The sequence below is a fragment of the Polaribacter haliotis genome (genome assembly GCF_014784055.1).
GTDB lineage: Bacteria > Bacteroidota > Bacteroidia > Flavobacteriales > Flavobacteriaceae > Polaribacter > Polaribacter haliotis.
The window spans coordinates 3,208,202-3,230,706 of the sequence record NZ_CP061813.1; the positions used below are offsets into that span (position 1 = coordinate 3,208,202).

The following is a 22,505-nucleotide window of genomic DNA, read 5'->3' on the forward strand; positions in this document are numbered from 1 at the left end:
AGGGAAACACAGTTTCATTATTTGAAAAAAGCCACGAGATTATTTTCGTGGCTTTTCTATAAAAACTATCTTTAAACGTGTTAAAAAAAATATCCATACTATTTTTCTTTTGCTCTTGTCTAAATTTATTTGCACAAGAACCTCTTCATTTAACCGTAAAAGATGGTTTACCAAGCAATCATATTTACGATGTTTTAGAAGATAAAGATGGCTTTATGTGGTTTGCTACAAATAGAGGTCTTGCAAAATACGATGGAGCATCTTTTAAAACTTTTACCATAAAAGACGGTCTGCCAAATAACGATATTTGGTTATTAGATAGAGATTATAAAGATCGTTTGTGGTATTTTTCTAAAAGTAAATACCAAGGTTTTATTAAAAGCGATAGTGTTTATAAATTTAAGACTAATAACAATACTGTTATTTCTCCAATTGTATATTTTGGTAACAATAATATTTATTTAGCTGAAGATGATTTTTATGAGTTTGACGAACAACAAATAATAGCATTAAATATAAAAAGTGATTGGGTGAATTTACAGCACAAATTAGATGAAAAATCTAAAGAAAGTCGAGCTTTTTATAATCCTGTAAATAAAATTTTTATAGGATTGCTAAAAGATAAAATTATTTTTTTTGATAGCAATTTTAAAAAAATTAAACAAGTAAATATTAACTTTTCTACTAGAGAATTACGTTACAAGGATTTTCGAAGAAGTATTCTTACATCTAACAATTTATTACTATTTTATTTTAAAGATTTTTATTTGTGTATCGATTCTAAAAAGCTTTCAATTAAAGTTATTAGATATAGAGATTTAGAGCTTGGTAACACTTCTTCAATTTCTCTTTTAAAAGCAACTAAAAAAACGATTCAAAGCACTTTAGATAATAATTTATTAATTTTTGATAAAGAGTTTAATTTCATTCAAAAGTATAAGTTTTCTGAAGATTTAAACTTTAAACGTGCGTTTTTAGATAGCAAAGGTTCAGTTTGGTTAGTTGGTAAAAATGGAGTTTATTATTATTCAAAACAACAATTAATAAGTAACTATTATCTTGAAAAAAAAGCTACAAAAAAAATAGGCGTATTTAATAAAAAATTAATTGCGGGTGTAGAAAAAGAAGGCTTCTATGATGTTAAAAACGAATACATAAGAAAAGATTTATCAACTAAAGGAACTTCAATTTATCAAATTAAAGATAATTTAGTAGTTTCTGGGTTTGAAAGTTATTTTTGTAATAAAAATAAACTTGAACTTTTAACTTTTAAAAGTTTGTCTGAAACATATTATAGTGGATTTAAAGATTTTATAAAAAAGGATGATGTTTTTTTATCATTGACTTCAATGGATATTTCAAAATTTTCTAACATAACAAAACTTGGTAAATCTTTACAAAGAAAATCTGGATTAGTAGAAATAGAACTTTTTAAAAATGAAGTTTATGCAGGTGGAAGTGATGGTTTATGGTTGCTAAAAAATGATTCTTTGGTAAAACCAAACAACACAAATCCAATTGTAAATGCAAGTATTAATCATATTGAAAAAACGAATGATTTTTTAGTTATTTCTACGGATGGTTTGGGTGTTTATTTGCATAATAAAGAGCAAACAATTTTATTAAAAAACACAGAAGATTTAATCATACAAAAAACTCAAAAAGTTGGTAATAAATTATGGTTAGCAACTCAAAAAGGAGTTGTGGAAGTTACTTTAAACCAACAAGATTTGGCAAACTCTAAAATAACCAATAATTTTTATGATGCAGATGGATTATTGCAGAATAACACAAACGATATTTATGTAGAAAAGGATACTTTGTATGTAGCTTCAGATATAGGAATCGCAAAAATAAACACAAAAAATCCTATTTATTATCAAAAACCAAAATTATATTTTAAAACTAAAAAAGATACTTTAAGTTTTAGTAAAAAGGCAAGAGATAATATTTCTATAACGTTTGGTTTGCAAGATTATACAAATCAAGAGTATGTGAAGTATGAATATAGATTGTTACCTTCTCAAGAAAAATGGACAACTACACAAACCAAAATTTTAAATTTTTCTAATCTTTCTCCAAATAATTATCAATTAGAAGTAAAAGCAACAGACCAACATTTTAATGAAGTTATAAAAGCGCAACACATAAATGTTTTACCAAATTGGTGGCAAACAATTATTGCAAAAATTGGTTTTGGTTTATTCGGTGTTTTATGTTTTATTGCTTTTGTACAATTCACGAAAAAACAAATTAGAAAAAAGGAACGTTCTAAAGCGCAGTTAGATAAAAAAATAGCTGGTTTAGAACTTCAGGCTTTACGTAGCCAGATGAATCCTCATTTTGTGCATAATTCTTTAAATGCAATTCAATATTTTATTCAACGAAATGAAGTGGAATTATCAGAAAATTATTTAGTGAAATTTTCGAAGTTAATTCGTATGTTTTTTGAGTATTCCAGAAAGCAAAACATTTCTATAAAAGAAGAAATAAACTTGTTAGATAATTATCTTCAAATAGAAAAATTACGTTTCGAAGAAAAATTAAATTACGCTATAAATGTTGATAAAAATATAGATATTGATGAGCAAATGATACCTTCCATGATGTTACAGCCCATTGTAGAAAATGCTGTAAACCATGGTTTGTTTCACAAAAAAGAAAATGGTTTCGTGAAAATTTTAATCAATAAAATTAAAGAAAATTCATTTCAAGTAATTGTAGAAGATGATGGGATTGGAATTTTAAAATCGAAATTAATGCACAACAATTCCTCAAAAAATTACGAATCTAAATCTACTATGGTTTTAGAGGAGCGACTAGAATTATTAAAACAAAGTAACGATTGGGAAATTGTGTATAAGATTCAAGATGTATCAGAAATAGAAAACGCTACAGGAACAAGAGTTACTTTAACATTCAACCAACCAAAACTATGGAAATAACTGCTATTTTAATTGATGATGAGCGAAAAGCACTAGCGATTCTAAAAAATAAGTTAGAGCGATTGTGCCCAAATGTTACTATAATTGGCGAAACTCAAGATCCAGAAGAAGGTTTAGAACTTATAAATACATTACAACCACAATTGGTTTTTTTAGATGTTGCAATGCCAATAATGAGTGGTTTCGATATTCTATCTAAAATTGCTTCACCAAAATTCGAGATTATTTTCGCAACTGCTTTCGACGATTATGCAATTGAAGCTATTAAACATTGTGCAATTGGGTATCTAGTAAAACCAATAGATAACGAAGATTTGGTAATAACTGTAAACAAAGCAATTAAAAATATTGAAGAAAAAACTGCCTTAGAAAAAAATAAATTACTAATAGAAAATTTAGGGATTCACACTTTTCAAAAGAAGAAAATTGTAATTCCTTCTCAACAAGGATTGGAGTTTGTAGAAATTAATAAGATTATTTTTTGTGAAGGTACAGATGGTTATACGAAAATTCATTTTATAGATGACAAACCAATATTAAGCTCTTACAGTATTGGACATTTTTTTAAGTTATTAGAAAATCAAGATTTTTATTTAATTCATAAATCGTATTTAATAAATGTAGATTGTATCGAAAAATATTTGAATGAAGGATATGTTGTATTAAACCAAAACCATAAACTTCCAGTATCAAGAAATCGAAGATCTGACTTTTTAAGCAGTTTAAAAAAGTAGAAAATGTAAGTAAACTAGGATTTTAAGTAATTTATAAAAAAATGAGCTCAATATTTTAATTGAGCTCATTTTTTTATATAATAATCAGGGTAAAAACACAAGATAAAGGGTTTTTTACCTTGCTTTTTCTCGCAAAAAATAATTCAATTTTGTAGCATATAAACAGCATCAATTTGGTTTTGTAAAAGAATAATTGATTTATTATTAAAAATACCTTTCATAGAATGAATTAAACTGATAAAAGATTCAGACTATGAAATTTCTTATACAAACCTCATTTTTGTGAAAAATTCTATCAAAATGAAAACAAAATTACTTTTATTATCGATTCTTACTTCTTTATTTTTTACTTCAAAATTAATGAGTGAAAACCTAAAACCAAACATTTACAATTCATTTATTATCAATAATATAGTAAACAATCCACCAGTTGCAGTAGATGATCTAAATAATACAACATTAGAAGATACTTCAATTACGATTTCAACTATTTCCGCAAACGATACAGATGATGTTTCTATAGATCCCACAGCAATACTTTTAATAGATCCAAGTAATTCTAGTAATACAGGTAATTCTACAACTCCATTAATAATTTCTGGTATTGGAAATTATACTGTAGATAATTTGGGGAATGTTACTTTTAATCCAGAAACTAATTTCCATGGAACAGCAAATGTTAAGTATTCGATAAAAGACAATCAAGGTTTGCTATCTAATATTGCAACAGTATTTATTGCTGTATCACCAGTAAATGATGCTCCAGTAGCTGTACCAGATACAAATGTAACATCAGAAGATACTATTTTAACAGTTACAGGAGCAAATGGATTGTTAAATAATGATTCAGATATAGATGGAGATAATATTGTTGTAACACTTTTTACAGTAAGTGGAACAAGTTATGTTGTTGGTACTACTGCTAATTTACAAGAAGGAGATATTATAATAAATGCAGATGGAAGCTACACTTTTACTCCAACTGCCAATTTTAACGGAACTTTTCCACAAATAACCTATACAGTTTCAGATGGTACAAGTTCTGTAACAAGTACTTTAGATCTTACAGTTACACCAGTTAACGATGTTCCTATTGCTGTGCCAGATACAAATACAACTACAGAAAATACATCTTTAACAGTAACTACAGCAAATGGATTGTTATCTAATGATACAGATATAGATGGAGATTTTTTATCTGTTTTAGATATTATAATTAATGGAACTTCTTATACAGTTGGAGCTCCAATAGTATTACAAGAAGGAACCATAACTATTAGTACAGATGGTAGTTACGTTTTTGCACCAGCGAATAATTTTAGTGGAGCATTTCCTCAAATATTATATACAATTTCAGATGGTTTTAGTAATGCATCAAGTACTTTAAATATAACTGTAATACCTAGTGGTAATACTAATGTTGTGCAACAAATTACCGGAAATATAAATTTAGATTTAGGAAACAATAATTGTGTTTCTGGCTCAAGTCCCATGCCAAATATTCAGTTAAAAACTACGGGTGTAAATGGAACTTATTTTGCAACAACAAATGCAAATGGAGATTATACATTTTCAATTAACGAAAGTGGAGCAGTAACTACAGAAGTAATCGCAAACGGATTTACTGCAAATCCAATAAATTATTCAAACACATTTGTAAGTGGAACTTCACAAACAGTTTCAAATCAAGACTTTTGTATGGCTTCCTCTATAATAGGAGATGATGTTAGTGTTTTAATAATTCCTATTACAGATGCAAGGCCCGGTTTTATAAGTACATACAGAGTTCAGTACTCAAATTCAGGAAACACTACAGTAAGTGGAAATGTTGTTTTAAATTTCGAAGACAATAAGACGTTTTTTGTTTCTGCGAATCAACTAACAAGTAGTGTAACATCAAATTCGTTAACTTGGAATTATAGTAATTTATTACCCTTTGAAACAAGAGATATAGATGTAACGTTTACAAATAATACACCAACACAAGCCATAAATCCTTTAAATAGCGGAGATTTATTGAATTTTCTGGCGTCAATCACTCCATTAACTTCAGATATAAGCCAAAATGATAATAATTTCACCTTGGTACAACCTGTTGTAAATGCTTACGACCCAAATGATGCTACAATTTTAGAAGGGCCACACATAACAGCATTGCAAGCCACACAAGATTTAAATTTTAGAATCCGTTTTCAAAATACAGGAAGTGCATCTGCAATTAATGTAAACGTAAAAACTCTTTTAGATGTAGATTTAGATTGGGCGACTTTTATACCTATTAGTGCTTCACATTCTTACAGTACAACTTTAAACCCAACAACAGGAGAAGTTAATTTTAATTTTTCGAATATTAATTTACCAGATAATACTACAGATCCTGCTGGAAGTAATGGTTGGATACTTTTTAAAGCAAAACCAAAGAGTACTTTTGCAATTGGAGATATTGTAGATTGTGGAGCAGATATTGTTTTCGATTTTAATTCACCAATAATTACCAATGTTGCACAAACTCAAATTCCAATACCAAACGCTACTTACGTGCCAGATGATGCTTTTGAGCAAGCTTTAATTGATTTAGGTTATGATTCGGGTGTTTTAGATAATTATGTATTAACTGCAAATATTAATACAATTACAAGTTTAAATATTTCAGACCCTACAAATAACCCAAATTTACCAAATGTAAATGCTAAAATTTCTGATTTAACTGGTATTGAAGATTTTGTAAGTTTAAAAACATTAAATGCTTCTGATAATCAAATTGTAAATTTAAACATTAGCAAAAATATCTTATTAGAAGATATAAGGCTAACACGAAATTTGTTAACTAATTTAGATGTGTCAAAAAACACAAAACTTAAAGTTTTATATACTGATGAAAATAATTTAACAACATTAAACGTAAATTTTAATTTAGATTTAGAATTACTTTATTGTGGTAAAAATCAAATATTAAGCTTAGATGTTTCAAAAAATTTAAAATTACATTCTTTAGCAGCAGATAATAATAATTTAACTCATATAGATGTTTGTAATAACAAAGCATTAGTAACTTTAGTATTAGATTACAATAATTTAAAAGCAATAGATGTTCGTAGAAATAATTTACTTACTTCTTTAAGTGCCATCAATAATAATTTATCTAGCTTAAATATTGCAAATGGAAATAATATAAATATATACACACTTTTTATTATTAACAATCCAAATTTAACCTGTATTACTGCAGATATAGCAACACCTGCAATAGGTCTAGCTGCATGGACATTAGATGCTCAAAATAATTTTTCTGCAACATTATGTGCAAATAGTTTAACATACGTACCAGATGATAATTTAGAAAATTATTTGGAAACACACGATGCAAATGGTAACATGGTAGCTAAAGCAGCTACAACAAGTATGGGTAATGCATTAACAGCTTCAGATCCTTTAGATAATTACGTATTTACCAGCAGAATACAAAATGTTACAAAATTAGCAGTGCCAAATTTATCTATTGCAAGCATGACTGGGATTCAAGATTTTGCAAGTTTAAAATATTTAGATTGTAGTACAAATTTATTAACATCCATAAATATTTCTAAAAATTTAGATCTAGAAGATTTTAGATGTGATGATAATAAACTATCAGCTTTAGATGTTACTAATAATGTGAAATTATTTAATATTGCTGCATCTAAAAATTTAATAAATACTTTAGATGTAAGTTCTAATATAGATTTAAAAACATTAGAATTATATGATAATAAATTATCTACATTAGATGTTTCTAAGAATTTAAAATTAGAACAATTAGGTTATGGAGACAATTTATTTACAACAAGTGTAAATACAGACCTTAACCTTTCTTTGGAGTTTTTAAGATGCGACTTAAATGCAATTTCTAATCTTAATGTTACTAAAAATACTAAGTTAATAAGCCTAATTGCAGGAGATAGCAATATTGCTACAATAGATTTTAGTAAAAATACCAAGCTAAGAACAGTATCTTTTTTAAGAAGTCCATTAACAAGTTTAGACTTTAGTAACAACCCAATTTTAAAGGAATTATTTTTAGATACAACCCAGCTAACAGGTTTAGATGTTTCTGCAAATCCTATATTAGAAATCGTATTTGTTAAAAATAATCCATTATTAGCAAATTTGAATATCGCCAATGGAAACAATGCTAATTTTTTAAGTTTAGATATTAAAAATAATCCGAATTTAACTTGTATTACAGCAGATGCAGCAACACCAAATGTTGGTTTAACAGGTTGGCTTAAAGATGCTGCTCATAATTTTAACGCAACTTGTGCATCACAACAGATTACCTTAATACCAGATGCAAATTTTGAGCAAAGATTAATCGCTTTAAATATTGATACTGATGGGGTTATAAATGGGCAGGTTTTTACTGCTGATATTAATACGATTACAACACTAAATGTTAATTCTTCTAATATCTCAGATTTAAAGGGAATTGAAGATTTTGTAGATTTAAATACACTGTTTATTTCAAACAACCAATTGAGTAATTTAGATTTTTCAAATAATATGTCTTTATCAGTTCTTTATTGTAATGGTAATAACTTAACAAATTTAAATGTCTCCCAGAATACTGCTTTAACTCAATTATACACCAATGGTAATAATCTAACAAATTTAAATCTTACACAGAATACAGCACTTATTTATCTACAATGTAATGATAATCAATTAACAAGTTTAGATGTATCCAAAAACACAAGTTTAATAAGGCTTAAATGTCAAGATAATCAAATAGCAGGCGTTTTTGATGTATCCCAAAACATAGCTTTAAACATCTTTGAATGTAAAAATAACTTAATATCAGATTTGGATATATCTAATAATACAGGTTTATCCACTTTAAGATGTCAGAATAATAAATTAACAACCTTGATTTTAAATGCTAATTTGAAAACTTTAGAGGCTCAAGATAACTTATTATCAAATGTGAACTTTACTGTAAGCCCATTATTAGAGTTTCTAACCATAAATAATAATTTATTACAATCGTTAGATTTTAGCCAAAACCAAAATCTTAAAGGAATTACAGCTTCAAATAATTTGATAAATGAATTAGATTTGAGTAATAATCTATTGTTAACAAACGTATATGCTGATAATAATTTAATTGATAAAGTAATGGGATTAGACAAAATAAGTGGTTTAATACAATTTCATGTGACAAATAATAAAATAACAAAATTAGATTTCTCTAATAATCCTTCTTTAAGTACACTTCAATGTTCAGGTAATAAATTAACCTCATTAAACCTTAAGAATAGTAGAGTCAACTCTTTTTCTGCTAAAAATAATCTAACTTTAACTTGTATAGAGGTTGATTTTTATCAATATAGTAATTGGAGTTATTATACCAATGCTGGCTTGGTAGATTCTCAATCTATTTTTAACACAGATTGTTCTGCAGTTTGGTCTGTTATGACATCTTCTGCAACCACAACTGTATTATTAACAATTCCAAATTTAGATGCAGATAATGATGGAGCTATTACTGTTGCAGAAGCAGCAGCTTTTACTGGAGATGCAAATGGAGAATTAAACTTAAGTGGAACAGGAATTACAGATGTAGAAGGCTTACAAGCATTTACTAGTATTTTACAATTAGACGTTTCTGGAAATGGAATTACAGATTTAAGTCCACTTACCAATTCTACTTTTGGATTAATCGCAAAATCTACAGGAAAAACAAAAACAATCCGAAAAACAACAGCAATGGCTTTGGAAACGATTGTTTTAAATGATAATAGTTTCGAAGTTTTAGATTTTAATACCTTAACAAACTTAAAAAATGTAGATATTAGTAACAACCCTAATTTGGTAACTGTAAGTTTTCAAAATGGAAACAATGCAAATATCATTTCTTTCAATTCTAAAAACACACCAAAACTTACTTGTATTTTAGTTGATGATGTAAATGCTAGTAATTTATCTACTTGGCAAAAAGATGCTAAAAATACATTTGTTGCAAGTGAAGCAGAGTGTAGATCAAAAGTATTGTCTGTAGATAATATAAATATTTCTGAAGATATTTATATGTTTCCAAACCCTGTAGAGAATAGATTAACCATAGAATTAGAAAATAATCTTACTCTAAAAATGGTTGAGGTATTTACAATAACAGGAAAAATTGTTACAAAAACTACAAATAAAAATATAAATTTCTCCAAATTCTCAAACGGAATTTATTTGGTAAGAATTATAACAGATAAAGGAATAAGTACAAAAAGAGTACTAAAAAAGTAATTGTAATTTGTTTTTGATTTGAATTTAAAAGTCCCAATCTTTAATAAGAAATTGGGACTTTTTTATGAGATTTATTTCTCTTAATTCTTAATCGGTTTCTGTGTTTTATTCAATAAAATTGGTTCTCCATAACCTAATTGTTTCATTCTTTTTAATTGTGTCTCTGCATCACCAACAACCAACCAAATCATTTTATCTGGGTTTATGTATTTGTTTGCTAATTCTTTAATTTGCTCTTTGGTCATGTTGTTTACAACAGCTTCTCTGTCTTTTACATAATCTGCTTTTAAACCATAGTCGCTTATGTTAGATAACATTCTTAATTTTGCGCCAGCAGTTTCAAAAGCTCTTGCGTTACTTTTAATTAAGAAGCTTTTTGTGGTTTCTAAATCTTTATCTGAAAATGTATTTGGATACTCTTCTAAAATTTTCTTCACTAATTGAGCAGATTCTAAAGTAACATTAGTTCTTACACCACTTGAAATCGTAAAAGCACCTTTTGCTTTTGAACCAGAAAATCCAGAACGAATTCCATAAGTATATCCCTTTCCTTCACGTAATTCTTGCGTTAAACGAGAAGCAAAACCTCCACCACCAAGAATATAATTCATTACAGAAGCAGCATAAAAATCTTTATCTGTTGCAGCCAAAGCTGGTGTACCAAATTGTAAAACAGATTGTTTTGCATTTGGAATATCATAAAAATAAACAGCAGGTTTTGTTGGAGCATCTGGAGTTTTATATTCAGGAATGGTTACTTCTTTTGAAGCCCATTTCGTGTTTAAATTATCTAAAGATGCAATTATTTCTTTTTCTGAAATATCTCCAACAACTAATATTTTAGCAACAGATGGCGAAATATAATTGTTGTAAAAAGCTTTTACATCATCTAAATTAATAGCTTCTACAGAAGAAACGGTTCCTAAAGTGTTCTTAGAACGAATGTTGTCTTTTCCGTAAATTAATTCATTATAAGCATTTCTTGCTACAGAATTTGGGTTTGCTTCTTGTTGATTTAAACTTGCAATTGTAGCTTTTTTCAATAACTCAAATTCTTCAGCATCAAACCTTGGTTCTAATAACATTTCTTCAACTAAGGCTAATGTTTTGTCGTAGTTTTTAGACAATGTTGTTCCACTTATTGTTATTTCTTCTTTTCCAGAATATACATAAATGGAAGCTCCCAATTCTTGAATAGCTTCTTCTAATTCTTTAACAGTCTTATTTTTTGTTCCTTTATTTAATAAATCCGCAGTTAAATTTGCAACACCTAATTTGTCCATCGATTCTAACAATTGTCCTCCATCAATAGAAATATTGAATCTTACCAAAGGAACTTCGTTACTTTCTATTCCGTAAATTTTTAAACCATTATCTAAACTATTTTCATACACTCTAGGAACCGCTAAAGAAGGTGTTTTTCCATAAGGTGGTTCTATACTTCTATCGAAAGAAGAAGGTGTTTTCTCATAAGTTGCAGTAATTTTTGGATCGAATTTTTCTTCTGCACCTTGTACAATTTTCTCTTCTACAACTTCAGCTAATTCAGAACCTGTTAAAGCTAATTCTGCAGAATTTCTTGGTACAAAACTAGTGGCAACATAATTTTTACCCTTAATGTATTTATTATAGACACGCATTACATCTTCTGCTGTAACTGCTAAAGTTCTTTTAATATCTTCTGTTACAAAACCGGGATTTCCTGTGTAGGTATTGTAAGAAGCTAGGTTTGTGCCTTTTCCTAATACGCTTGACAAACTTCTATAAAAATCTGTTTCTTGTCCTGCTTTTATTCTATTTAAATCTTTTTCTGATATACCTTCTTCTTCAAATTTTGCAAAACCTTTTTTAATTCCTGCTTTTACTTCATCTAAACTTTTATCATTAAAGGCTCTTACCGAAAGTTGTGTTTGTCCTGCTAATTCAGAAATATAATTAAACATAGATGTATAAGAAGTCAATTTTAAATCGTCTATTAAAACTTGATTTAAAGGAGCCGATTTTCCGTCAGTTAAATATTGGGTCAATACTTCTAAAGCATAAGAGTCTGGATGATAAGATTCTACAGTTGGCCAAACCATAGTTAATTGTGGTACTCTAGCGAAGTTATCTTCATAGTATAAAAACTTTGTTTCTGCTACATTTCCTGGTCTTTTGTCTAAAGCAGGAATTTCTTCACCTTTAGGAATCTCATCGAAATATTTATGAACCCATTCTTTTGCCTGAGCAACATCTATATCTCCAGATAAAACCAAAGTAGCATTATTAGGTACATACCATTTTTTAAAAAATGTTTTTACATCATCTAAAGTAGCATTTTGTAAATCTTCTAAAGAACCTATTACTTGCCAATTATAAGGATGGTCTTTTGGATACAAGTTTTTACCAATTACATATTGGTTGTGTCCATAAGGTCTATTATCTACACTTTGTCTTTTTTCATTTTTAACTACTTGCTTTTCTTTTGCTAAAACAGGATCTGTAACAGTATTTATAAACCAGCCTAATTTGTCTGCTTCAGCCCAAATCATTTTTTCCAAAGCATCTTTTGGCACAGTTTGTAAATAATTTGTTCTGTCTCTAGAAGTAGAACCATTTGCTCCAGAACCACCTATTCTTGCACTCATTTTATCTAAACCTCCTTTTCCTAAATTCTCCGATTCTAAGAAAAGTAAATGTTCAAATAAATGTGCAAAACCAGTTCTACCTTCAATTTCTCTGGCAGAACCTACATGAACCATTAATTCTACAGCTACAACTGGGTCAGATTTGTCGACATGAAAAATAACATCAAGTCCATTATCTAACTCGATTTTTTCATAGTTGATACTTAGTTCTTTTTCTTCGGAAGCAATTTCTTTGGTTGAATTGTCACAAGCAATAAATAATAAAATGCTGGCAAATAGGAAGGTTATTTTTTTCATTTTTAGATTGATTTTAAAGAAATAAATTTACTAAAATGATATGGATAATAGATTGATATATTGTTAAATAAAGCCAAAAAAAAATCCTGAACTTTTAAATTCAGGATTTTCTTTAAACTATTTTGCTAAAACGCATTCTTCGCAATCTTTTATTTCTCCATAATACGTTTCTCTGTATTTGTACAAAGTTGCTACAGGAATTAAGTTGAAGAGCATTTTTTTAATGTAAGTTACATTGGTTGTTAGAACGCCCATTTCTCTTGTATGACGTTGTTCTAATTGTGTTTTTCTTTTAATGTTAATCAGTTTCATTGGTTATCTTTTATCATTAATAATATCAGCTACAAAGTTAAGGTTGATATCTGTTGTTGTCAATTTAGAACTGTTAAAACCTTAGGAATGAGTTGAGAAATGTAAGACCGAAAAATATATTGATGAATGTTTGTTGATATGACAATTGAAAGCAGTTATGATTGTCATTCTAAAAATGAAAAAATGTTGTTTTTTGATTAAAAATGACAAAAATCACTCAATTTTAACTAAAAATTAGCTAAAATTGAGTGATTTCTGCGTAAAAATTGTAAAAACGACTTATGGTTTAATATGACATAAGACAAAAGTTGAATTATGATTAAATGTATTTCGGCTAAAAACTGAGACTGCCATGAGAATACTAAACACTGCCAACTAAATTACTGTTGCAACTGCCATTTCCAAGCAGAGGCTAAAGCTTCATCTAAATTTTTTTCTGTTTTCCAGTTTAATTCTTTATTCGCAATTGTTGTATCTGCATAAGCAGCAGTAATGTCGCCTTCACGTCTTCCAACGATTTTATAATTTAATGGTTTTCCTGACGCCTTTTCAAAAGCTTTTATAACTTCTAAAACAGAACTTCCTGTTCCTGTACCAACATTAAAAAACTCAAAATTTTGTTTATTATTTTTATTGATTAATCTTTTTAACGCAGCAATATGTGCTTTTGCTAAATCTACAACATGAATGTAATCTCTTACTGCAGTTCCATCTGAAGTAGGATAATCATCACCAAAAACCGATAATTCTTTTCTGATTCCTGCTGCAGTTTGTGTAACAAAAGGAATTAAGTTTTGAGGAACTCCTAAAGGTAATTCTCCAATTTTTATACTTTCATGAGCACCAATTGGGTTAAAATAACGCAATGCAATTGCATTTAAATTGTGTGCTTTACAGCTTTCAAAAATAATTTCTTCTCCAATTTGTTTAGAATTTCCATATGGAGATTCCGCTTTTTTAACTGGTGCGTTTTCTGTAATTGGCAATTCATCTGCTTGTCCGTAAACAGTACAAGAAGAAGAAAAAATAAAATTATCTAATTTTCTATTTCTCATTTCTTGTAAGATGTAAACTAAACTTCCAATATTATTTTCATAATAATCTAAAGGATTTGCGACACTTTCTCCAACTGCTTTAAAAGCAGCAAAATGTATAATTCCATCTACATTATTATTGTGAAAGAAATTTACAACATCTTTTTTTACTCTTAAATCGATGTTATGATATGCTGGTTTTTTACCTGTAATTTCTGTAATTTTATCTAAAACACTAATAGTTGTGTTCGATAAATCATCAATAATTACTACTTCAAACCCTTCGTTTTGTAGCTCTACAACTGTGTGAGAGCCAATAAAACCTAAACCTCCTGTGACTAATATTTTTTTCATGCTACTTTATAAATTGGTTGATTGTTTCTGTAATAAACTCTAATTGCTCTTTTTCTAATTCTGTATGCATTGGAAGAGAAATTACAGTTTTAATCAATTCATTAGTTACTGGGAAATCACTTTCTTTATAACGAGAGTCTTGATATGCTTTTTGAGCATGTAAAGCAACTGGGTAGTAAATCGCATTCGGAATTCCTTTGTCTAACAAATGTTTGTGTAATTCGTCTCTTTTTCCATTGGTTATTTGTAATGTATATTGATGAAAAACATGACAATCGCAAACATCACAAATTTCGCCACAACTATTTGTTGCATTCGATTTTGTAGTTGGTGTAATTATATTAGGATTGTTTGAAAAAGCATTATTGTAAAAACGAGCTGCATTTCTTCGAGCATTACAATAAGAATCTAAAAGTGGTAATTTTGCTTTTAAAACTCCTGCTTGTATAGAATCTAAACGTGAATTTACTCCTACAACATCATGGTAATAACGTGTGTACATTCCATGATTTACAATTCCTCTTAAAGTATGAGCCAATTCATCATCATTTGTAAAAATTGCACCTCCATCTCCATAACAACCTAAGTTTTTCGAAGGAAAAAAAGATGTTGTTCCTACATTTCCAATTGTTCCAGCTTTTTGTTTTTTACCATTTTTAAAAGTGTAATTTGCGCCAATTGCTTGTGCATTGTCTTCAATTACAAATAAATTATATTGTTTTGCAATTCCCATAACAGCATCCATATTTGCTACTTGTCCAAATAAATGAACAGGCACAATTGCTTTTGTTTTTGGTGTAATTGCTTTTTTTAGTGCTTCAATATCTATATTAAAAGTATTTTTATCAACATCTACTAAAACAGGTGTTAATTTTAAAAGAGCAATTACTTCTACAGTTGCAGCGAATGTAAAATCTGCAGTAATTACTTCATCACCTTGTTCTAAACCCAAACCCATCATTGCAATTTGCAAAGCATCTGTTCCATTTGCACAAGGAATTACGTGTTTTACGTCTAAATATTTCTCTAAATCTGCTTGAAATTCGTGAACTAAAGGTCCATTTATGTAGGAAGAAGTATTTAAAACTTCTTGAATTGAAGTGTTTACGGTTTCTTTTATTTGTTCATATTGACCTTGCAAGTCAACCATTTGAATTTTTTTCATAAAAAGAATTTTGAACCTCAAAAATACGAACAAACTTTCATTGTTTCTATATGAATAAGGAAATAATAAATGGTTTATCTTTGATAAAAATCAATATTTATGAAGATTTTAAGAAATTCACTAAAAATACTTGTAGTTCTAATTATTCTTTTTGCAGCTTTTGGATGGTATTATAAAATAACTTTAGAGCCAAAATATGCTGGAGAATTAGTAATTGAAAATTTAAAAGAAGAAGTAACTATTTATTTTGATGATATTGGAGTACCTCACATAAATGCGAACAATCAACAAGATGCCTATGTGGCTTTAGGTTACGTGCATGCACAAGATAGATTGTGGCAAATGGAATTGATTCGTAGAATTGCTGCAGGAAGATTATCGGAAATATTTGGTAAAGATTTGCAGAGAGTAGATCAATTTTTTGGAGGTTTGGGAATCGAAGAAGCTGCTAATAAAACAATTGCTAATTTAGATAAAACATCTCCATCTTATATTTTATCTCAATCTTATTTAAATGGAATAAACCAATATATAGAAAATGGAAAAACACCTTTAGAATTTAATTTGTTAGGGATAGAAAAGGAAAAATATACACTAAAAGATATGTATAATGTATTTGGTTATATGTCTTTTAGTTTTGCAGTTGCTCATAAAACGGATCCACTGTTAACAGAGGTTAAAGAGAAGTTAGGTGCTTCGTATTTAGAAGAATTATTAAGTGTAGAAAGTAAATACCTAACAATTAATAAAAAAAGTGTTCCTAAAGAAATAAATGCAACAATTTCTAATGCAGTAAATGCAATTATGAACGATTTACCAGTTTCTCCTTTTATAGGAAGCAATTCTTGGGTTATTGCACCAGAAAAAACAAAAAATGGAAAAGTAATCTTTGCAAACGATCCACATATTGGATTTTCTCAACCTTCTGTTTGGTATCAAAACCATATAAAAACTCCAGATTTCGAAATCTACGGTTTTAATATTGCGTTAATGCCTTTTCCTTTATTGGGTCATAATAAAGAATATGCATATGGATTAACGATGTTAGCAAACGACGATTTAAATTTTTATATCGAAGAAAATAATCCAGATAATTCTTTAGAGTACAAAACAGTAAATGGTTTTCAAAAATATAAGTTCAGAGAGAAAACAATTCATATTAAAAATGAACCAGACACCACTTTTCAAATAAAGGTGAGTAAACATGGGCCAATTATGAATGGTTTAATTGAACATGTTGTAGATGAAAGACCAATAGCTATGCATTGGATTTATACACAGTTGCCAAACGAAATGTTAGAGGTTTCTTACGGAATCTCTCACTCGAAATCTTTGAGTGATTTTAAAAAAGCTGTTTCCAAAATTCACGCTCCTGGTTTAAATGTAATGTATGGAGATGCTAAAGATAATATTGCTTGGTTTTCTTCTGCGAAATTATATCAATTAAGAGATAGTTTGTCTTCTAAAACCTATTTAAATGGTGCTTCTGGAGAAGACGAGATATTAGGATTTTTACCTTTTAGCGAAAATCCACAGGCAATAAATCCTGATAAGAATTATGTGTATTCTGCCAATAATCAAATAGATACTGTTAGAGGGAAATTGTATGCAGGATACTATCAACCACAAGATAGGGCTAAAAGAATTGTTGAAATGTTAGAGCAAAAAAATAATTTTACGAAGAAAGATGTAGAGGAAATGATTTACGATGTAAAATCTTCTACAGTTTCAGAAATTAGTAATAATTTACTGAAGTATGTAGATAAATCTAAGTTAAGTCCGTCAGAAAAAATGGCGTTTTCTATTCTCGAAAAATGGGAAGGAACCTATTTAAAAAGTGCTGTTGCACCAACAATTTACAACCGATTTTTATATGAATTTTTAGCTGCAACTTATAAAGATGAATTAGGGGAAAGCTTCGATTTATATATAAATTCTCAATTGCAAGACCAAGCTTTACCTATTCAAATTGATAGGGAGAAATCTGTTTGGTGGGATAATGTTTCTACAAAAGATAAAATTGAAAAAAAAGAGGAAATCATTCATGAATCTTATGTAAATGCCATTTTATTTTTACAAAATCAATTAGGAGAAAATGTAGAAGGTTGGACCTGGAATAAAGTTATTTCTGTAGAGTATGAGCATGCAATTGGTAAAGCAGGTGGTGTTTTAAGAGCTTTATTTAATGTAGGGCCATTTGAAACCATTGGTGGAAATGAAGTGATTAATAATCAAATTTTTAAATTAGATAGTTCAGGAATTTACAAAGTAAATGCAGGACCTTCCACAAGAAGAATTATCGATTTTTCTGATGTAGATAATAGTTTAGCAATTGTTCCAACAGGACAATCAGGACGTGTTTTTAGCAAGCATTATAAAGATCAAGCCGAAAAATATTTGAATGGAGAATTTGTAAAAATGAGCATCAATGATGCTGATGTTAAAAAAGGTAAGAATGTGTTGATTTTGAAGCCTAAGAAAGAATAGTTATAATTATTGCTACAAATACAATAGTAATAATTAAATTATTGAATTGATGTCCATGGATATCAAAGTGGTTTTTGGAATTCTCAATTCCAAAAACGTACTCTTTGTATTTGTATTTTGGTTTTTTGAAAATGGTTCTCCAAATGGATCCGTAAATGTGTCTTATTGTACCTCCAATAAAGTTACAAACTAACCATAAAACACCTAATCCAAAGAATTCTTCCACTTTTAAATTTCTCTATAAACTTCCTCAAAAGGAATTCTAAAACGTTCTCCATAAATACCTTTTTCGGTTCTTATTCCGCAAGAAACTATCATATTTATTTCAGATCCATAAGGTAAATTCAGTAATTTTTTAACTCGTAAAGTATCAGAGCCTTCCATTGGACAAGTATCATAACCTTCTGCAGCCATGGAAATCATAAAGTTTTGCGCAGCCAAACCACAGGTTTTATGAGCGACAATTCTCATGTCACTTTTTCTAACTTGTCTGTAGATTGGTTTAAAAATTCCAATAACAGCAACCAATAAATATTTTAGAAAACCAAGAATTCCTAGAAAATCTGCATACGCAAAAGGAATAATTTTTCCATAGTAATTTCTTGCTGCTTTTTCTCTGCTACTTTGCTCTTCTTTTGAATTGTTTTCACCAAATACACTATCCATAAATTTTAAATTCGCTTTTGCTCGTTTTTTCCATAAATCTTTACGAGTTACAAAAACAACCAATTGTTGTGCTGTTTTTGCTGCATTCTGATTAAAACAAAAAGGCGCAATTTTATCGATGGTTTCTTTAGAAGTAATATGATAAAACTCCCATAATTGCATATTACTACTATTTGGAGCCAAAGCAGATCGTTCTAAACACTTCTTTACGATGTTTTTATCAATTGATTTTTCAGCATCATAAATTCTAACAGAACGTCTATATGTAATAGCTTCTGAAACCGTTTTTTCTGTTGGCATAAACTAATTATGATATTTCTTTTATTTTTTTATTCATCACTAAAAACCATAATGGAGGAAATAGTGCAAGTAGCATCATTCCTGGGTAACCAGTTGGCATTTGTGGACTTTCTGGCAGTGTTTTTAATAATTGATAATGTTTAGAGCCATTGTAATGATGGTCTGAATGTCGAGATAAATTAAACATTAAAACTTGCCCAATTTGGTGGTCTGAATTCCAAGAATGATTTCTTTTCACCTTTTCATATCGTCCATTTTCGTTTTGTTTTCTCAGCAATCCATAATGTTCTATGTAGTTTACGGTTTCAAGTAAAATAATGCCAGCAATAGCAGCTAAAATAAATGCAACTGTTACAAATATTCCGAAGAAAAAATAAATACCACTTATTAAAAGAATATTACAAAGTGTGTATATAATCATTCTATTTTGATGATGAAGCCAACTTCTACCACTGTTTTTTAAACGATTATTTTCAACGACCCAAGCTTGGTAATAACTTGTAAAATGCGAACGAATCCAAAAAGTAAAAATAATTTCATTTTTTCTAGCAGTTGCAGCATCTTTTGGTGTTGCAACATTTAAATGATGTCCACCATTATGATAAGGCAAAAAGTGAGTGTCTAAAGAAGTTAGTAATAATATTTCACCAATAAGTTCATCAAACCTGTTATTTCTGTGTCCTAATTCGTGGCCAACGTTTATACCAATTACGCCACACATAATTCCCATTCCAAATATTCTTCCAGCAATTTCATAATATGTTAAACCAATTTCTTGAATTACAATAAAAAAGAAGCCTAAAAAAAATAATTGAATTGGTAAAGTTGCATATAAGATATAGGTGTAAATTTTATTTTCCTTCTCAATCTTTTCTTCCTCTTTGGTAAAATTTTCTTTGTTAGGTTTTATAAAAAACTCTAATAAAGGAACGAAACCAAAAAATACAATTGCAGGTAAATGAGCGAGCCATCCTCTGTTTGTAAAAGAAATGTAAACAACTATTGGTAATATTACAACTAAAAAGTATTTAATGGCTTTCATTAGAAATTGGTATAATTTCTAAAGATAATGATTAGTTGCAAGCGTTCCAAATAGCATCAATTGGAGTAGGTGCAGAAACGTTAATTTCTTCTTTTGTAACTGGATGAATAAAGTTAATTTTTCTAGCATGTAAAGAAATACTACCATCTTTATTGCTTCTATCAAAACCATATTTTAAATCTCCTTTTATTGGACTTCCAATATGAGATAGCTGTGTTCTAATTTGGTGATGTCTCCCAGTTTCTAAGTCAATCTCTAACAAAGAATAATTGTCTAACTTTTTAAGAATTTTATAATGCAGTATTGCTTTTTTACAGCCTTCAGATTCTTTTTTATGAACAAAAGATTTATTATTTTTAGGATTCTTTTTTAAAAAGTTGATAAGTGTATCAGATTCTTTTTTAGGCATATTTTTTACAATTGCCCAATATGTTTTTTTTATAGTTTTCTCGCGCAACATTTTGTTTAAACGCTCGAGAGCTTTCGAGGTTCTTGCAAAAATTATAATTCCAGAAGTAGGTCTGTCTAATCTGTGTACAGTTCCTAAAAAAACATTTCCAGGTTTGTTAAACTTGTCTTTTACGTATTCTTTAACAACATCACTTAAAGGTTTATCGCCAGTTTTATCTCCTTGCGTAATATCTCCAGCTTTCTTATTTATAATTATAAGATGATTGTCTTCAAATAAAACCTGTAAATTCTCTTTCGTAGAATGCATTTCGATTATTTAAAATCTTTGGCAACATCTTCATTTACACCATCAATAAATTCTAAAAATTCTTTTCTACCAAGTCCAGTAGAAGAAGAAGTTAAAAATGTTGTTGGCAAAGTCTCCCAAGTATTAAGTAATTTCTTTTTGTAAGAAGTAATCTGTTTGTTTAATTTAGAGCTCCCTAATTTATCTGCTTTTGTGAAAACAATACAAAACGGAATTTGGTTTTCACCCAAAAATTGCATAAATTCTAGATCAATTTTTTGAGGATCGTGCCTAGAATCAATTAGTACAAATGTACAAACCAATTGTTCTCTTTCCTTGAAGTAGTTTTCTATAAAGTATTGAAAAATAACTCTTTTCTTTTTTGAAACTTGTGCATATCCATAGCCAGGTAAATCTACCAAAAACCATTCATCATTAATTAAAAAATGATTTATAAGTTGCGTTTTCCCAGGTTTTCCAGAGATTTTTGCCAAATCCTTTCGCTCCATTAACATATTAATAAGAGAAGATTTACCTACATTAGAACGCCCAATAAAAGCGTATTCTGGTTTTCTGTCTTTTGGCGCTTTCGTAACATTACTGTTACTCATTACAAAGTCTGCAGATCTAATTTTCATCTTACTATGTTCAATTTTTTTTGAAAATTTCTCGTTGAGAGAATTATATTTTTCTTGAAGTAAACCAGTCAGAAAGAATCTTATTAAATTCTTCTGGCCTTTCCATCATTGCAGCATGTCCACATTTATCAATCCAAAATAGATCTGAATCTGGTAATAATTTATCGAAATCTACAGCAACTTCAGGAGGGGTAACTGTGTCTTGTTTTCCCCAAATAAGGCAAGTTGGTTGTTTCATATCTGGCAAATCGTTCGCCATATTATGTCTAATTGCACTTTTTGCAATCGATAAAGTTCTAATAACAGCACTTCTATCATTTACAATTTTAAAAACATCGTCTACCAATTCTTTGGTTGCAATTGCAGGATCGTAAAAAACAGCTTTAGTTTTTTCTTCAATATATTCGTAGTTTCCTCTCTTAGGAAAACTATCTCCCATTGCTTTTTCATACAAGCCAGAACTTCCTGTTAATACCAAAGCACCAACTTTTTCTGGGTAATGTTTTGTAAAATATAAGCCAATGTGACCACCTAAGGAATTTCCTAGAAGGATAACATTTTTTAAATTTTTATATTCAATAAAGTCATATAGAAATTTGGCCATGTGTTTAACATTGGTCTTTAATAAAGGTAAAGAATATAATGGTAATTCAGGAATTAGAACGTTATATCCATTGTTAGAAAAATGATCGAAAGTTGCTCCAAAATTACTTAAAGCACCCATTAACCCATGTAAAACAATGATTGCAGGTCCCTCTCCAGCCTCTGCATATGTAAATTTCCCTTCGGTTTTTAACTGGTCAGTCATTGATTTTTTTTTCATTTCACTTAAACGCAAATGTAATTCTTTTTTATTACATAGTTAACGTTTTCGTAAATCGCTGACATTCATTTTTTAAGCTGTTAAATATGTCAATTTAATCAAAAATAGAAA

At 28.9% G+C, this 22,505-nt stretch carries 14 protein-coding genes; 4 read left to right on the forward strand and 10 right to left on the reverse strand.

Annotation, left to right across the window (positions count from 1 at the left end; genetic code table 11):
* Nucleotides 1-77 precede the first annotated feature (77 nt).
* The 3 genes from H9I45_RS13790 (at nt 78) to H9I45_RS13800 (ending at nt 9,952) form a co-directional block, all read left to right on the forward strand.
* Entirely contained in the window at nt 78-2,945 is a 2,868-nt protein-coding gene (locus H9I45_RS13790) for a sensor histidine kinase (protein WP_088355497.1), read from the forward strand.
* Nucleotides 2,936-3,679 carry a LytR/AlgR family response regulator transcription factor gene (locus H9I45_RS13795; protein WP_088355498.1) on the forward strand — a complete coding sequence of 248 codons (744 nt, stop codon included), beginning with the start codon at nt 2,936-2,938 and terminating at the stop codon, nt 3,677-3,679. The genes H9I45_RS13790 and H9I45_RS13795 overlap by 10 nt, the downstream gene beginning before the upstream one ends.
* Nucleotides 3,680-3,979: 300 nt before the next feature.
* Nucleotides 3,980-9,952, forward strand: coding sequence for a DUF7619 domain-containing protein (locus H9I45_RS13800; protein ID WP_191141231.1), 5,973 nt, complete (start codon nt 3,980-3,982; stop codon nt 9,950-9,952).
* An 80-nt stretch (nt 9,953-10,032) separates the two neighbouring features.
* Here H9I45_RS13800 and H9I45_RS13805 read toward each other — a convergent pair whose 3' ends face one another.
* The 4 genes from H9I45_RS13805 to H9I45_RS13820 form a co-directional block, all read right to left on the reverse strand.
* Nucleotides 10,033-12,876, reverse strand: a complete 2,844-nt coding sequence (locus H9I45_RS13805) for a M16 family metallopeptidase (protein ID WP_088354542.1) — start codon at nt 12,874-12,876, stop codon at nt 10,033-10,035.
* A gap of 117 nt (nt 12,877-12,993) precedes the next feature.
* Nucleotides 12,994-13,188 (reverse strand): hypothetical protein, encoded by a 195-nt coding sequence (locus H9I45_RS13810; RefSeq protein WP_088354541.1) that lies wholly within the window; start codon nt 13,186-13,188, stop codon nt 12,994-12,996.
* Nucleotides 13,189-13,568: 380 nt separating this feature from the next.
* Nucleotides 13,569-14,576: a UDP-glucose 4-epimerase GalE gene (galE, locus tag H9I45_RS13815; RefSeq protein ID WP_088354540.1), complete on the reverse strand. Its 1,008-nt coding sequence runs from the start codon at nt 14,574-14,576 to the stop codon at nt 13,569-13,571.
* 1 nt (nt 14,577) lies between these two features.
* Entirely contained in the window at nt 14,578-15,741 is a 1,164-nt protein-coding gene (locus tag H9I45_RS13820) for a DegT/DnrJ/EryC1/StrS family aminotransferase (RefSeq protein ID WP_088354539.1), read from the reverse strand.
* 99 nt (nt 15,742-15,840) lie between these two features.
* On the opposite strand from H9I45_RS13820, the gene H9I45_RS13825 reads away from it, so the two are divergent.
* A complete protein-coding gene (locus H9I45_RS13825) occupies nt 15,841-18,228 on the forward strand; it encodes a penicillin acylase family protein (RefSeq protein ID WP_088354538.1) in 2,388 nt (795 codons plus the stop codon).
* On the opposite strand, the gene H9I45_RS13830 is transcribed toward H9I45_RS13825, so the two are convergent.
* From H9I45_RS13830 to H9I45_RS13855, 6 genes are read right to left on the reverse strand one after another with little or no spacing between them, the layout of a single operon-like run.
* A complete protein-coding gene (locus H9I45_RS13830) occupies nt 18,215-18,454 on the reverse strand; it encodes a hypothetical protein (RefSeq protein ID WP_088354537.1) in 240 nt (79 codons plus the stop codon). The two genes, H9I45_RS13825 and H9I45_RS13830, sit on opposite strands and share 14 nt — an antisense overlap.
* A 2-nt stretch (nt 18,455-18,456) precedes the next feature.
* A complete protein-coding gene (locus H9I45_RS13835; RefSeq protein ID WP_088354536.1) occupies nt 18,457-19,194 on the reverse strand; it encodes a nitroreductase family protein in 738 nt (245 codons plus the stop codon).
* A gap of 7 nt (nt 19,195-19,201) precedes the next feature.
* The gene (locus tag H9I45_RS13840; protein WP_088354535.1) at nt 19,202-20,236 is read right to left on the reverse strand and encodes an alkane 1-monooxygenase; all 1,035 of its coding nucleotides are present in this window, start codon (nt 20,234-20,236) and stop codon (nt 19,202-19,204) included.
* A gap of 31 nt (nt 20,237-20,267) precedes the next feature.
* The gene (locus H9I45_RS13845; RefSeq protein WP_088354534.1) at nt 20,268-20,954 is read right to left on the reverse strand and encodes an RluA family pseudouridine synthase; all 687 of its coding nucleotides are present in this window, start codon (nt 20,952-20,954) and stop codon (nt 20,268-20,270) included.
* A gap of 5 nt (nt 20,955-20,959) precedes the next feature.
* Entirely contained in the window at nt 20,960-21,571 is a 612-nt protein-coding gene (gene yihA, locus H9I45_RS13850) for a ribosome biogenesis GTP-binding protein YihA/YsxC (RefSeq protein ID WP_088354533.1), read from the reverse strand.
* A gap of 43 nt (nt 21,572-21,614) precedes the next feature.
* Nucleotides 21,615-22,379: an alpha/beta fold hydrolase gene (locus H9I45_RS13855; RefSeq protein WP_088354532.1), complete on the reverse strand. Its 765-nt coding sequence runs from the start codon at nt 22,377-22,379 to the stop codon at nt 21,615-21,617.
* Nucleotides 22,380-22,505 lie beyond the last annotated feature (126 nt).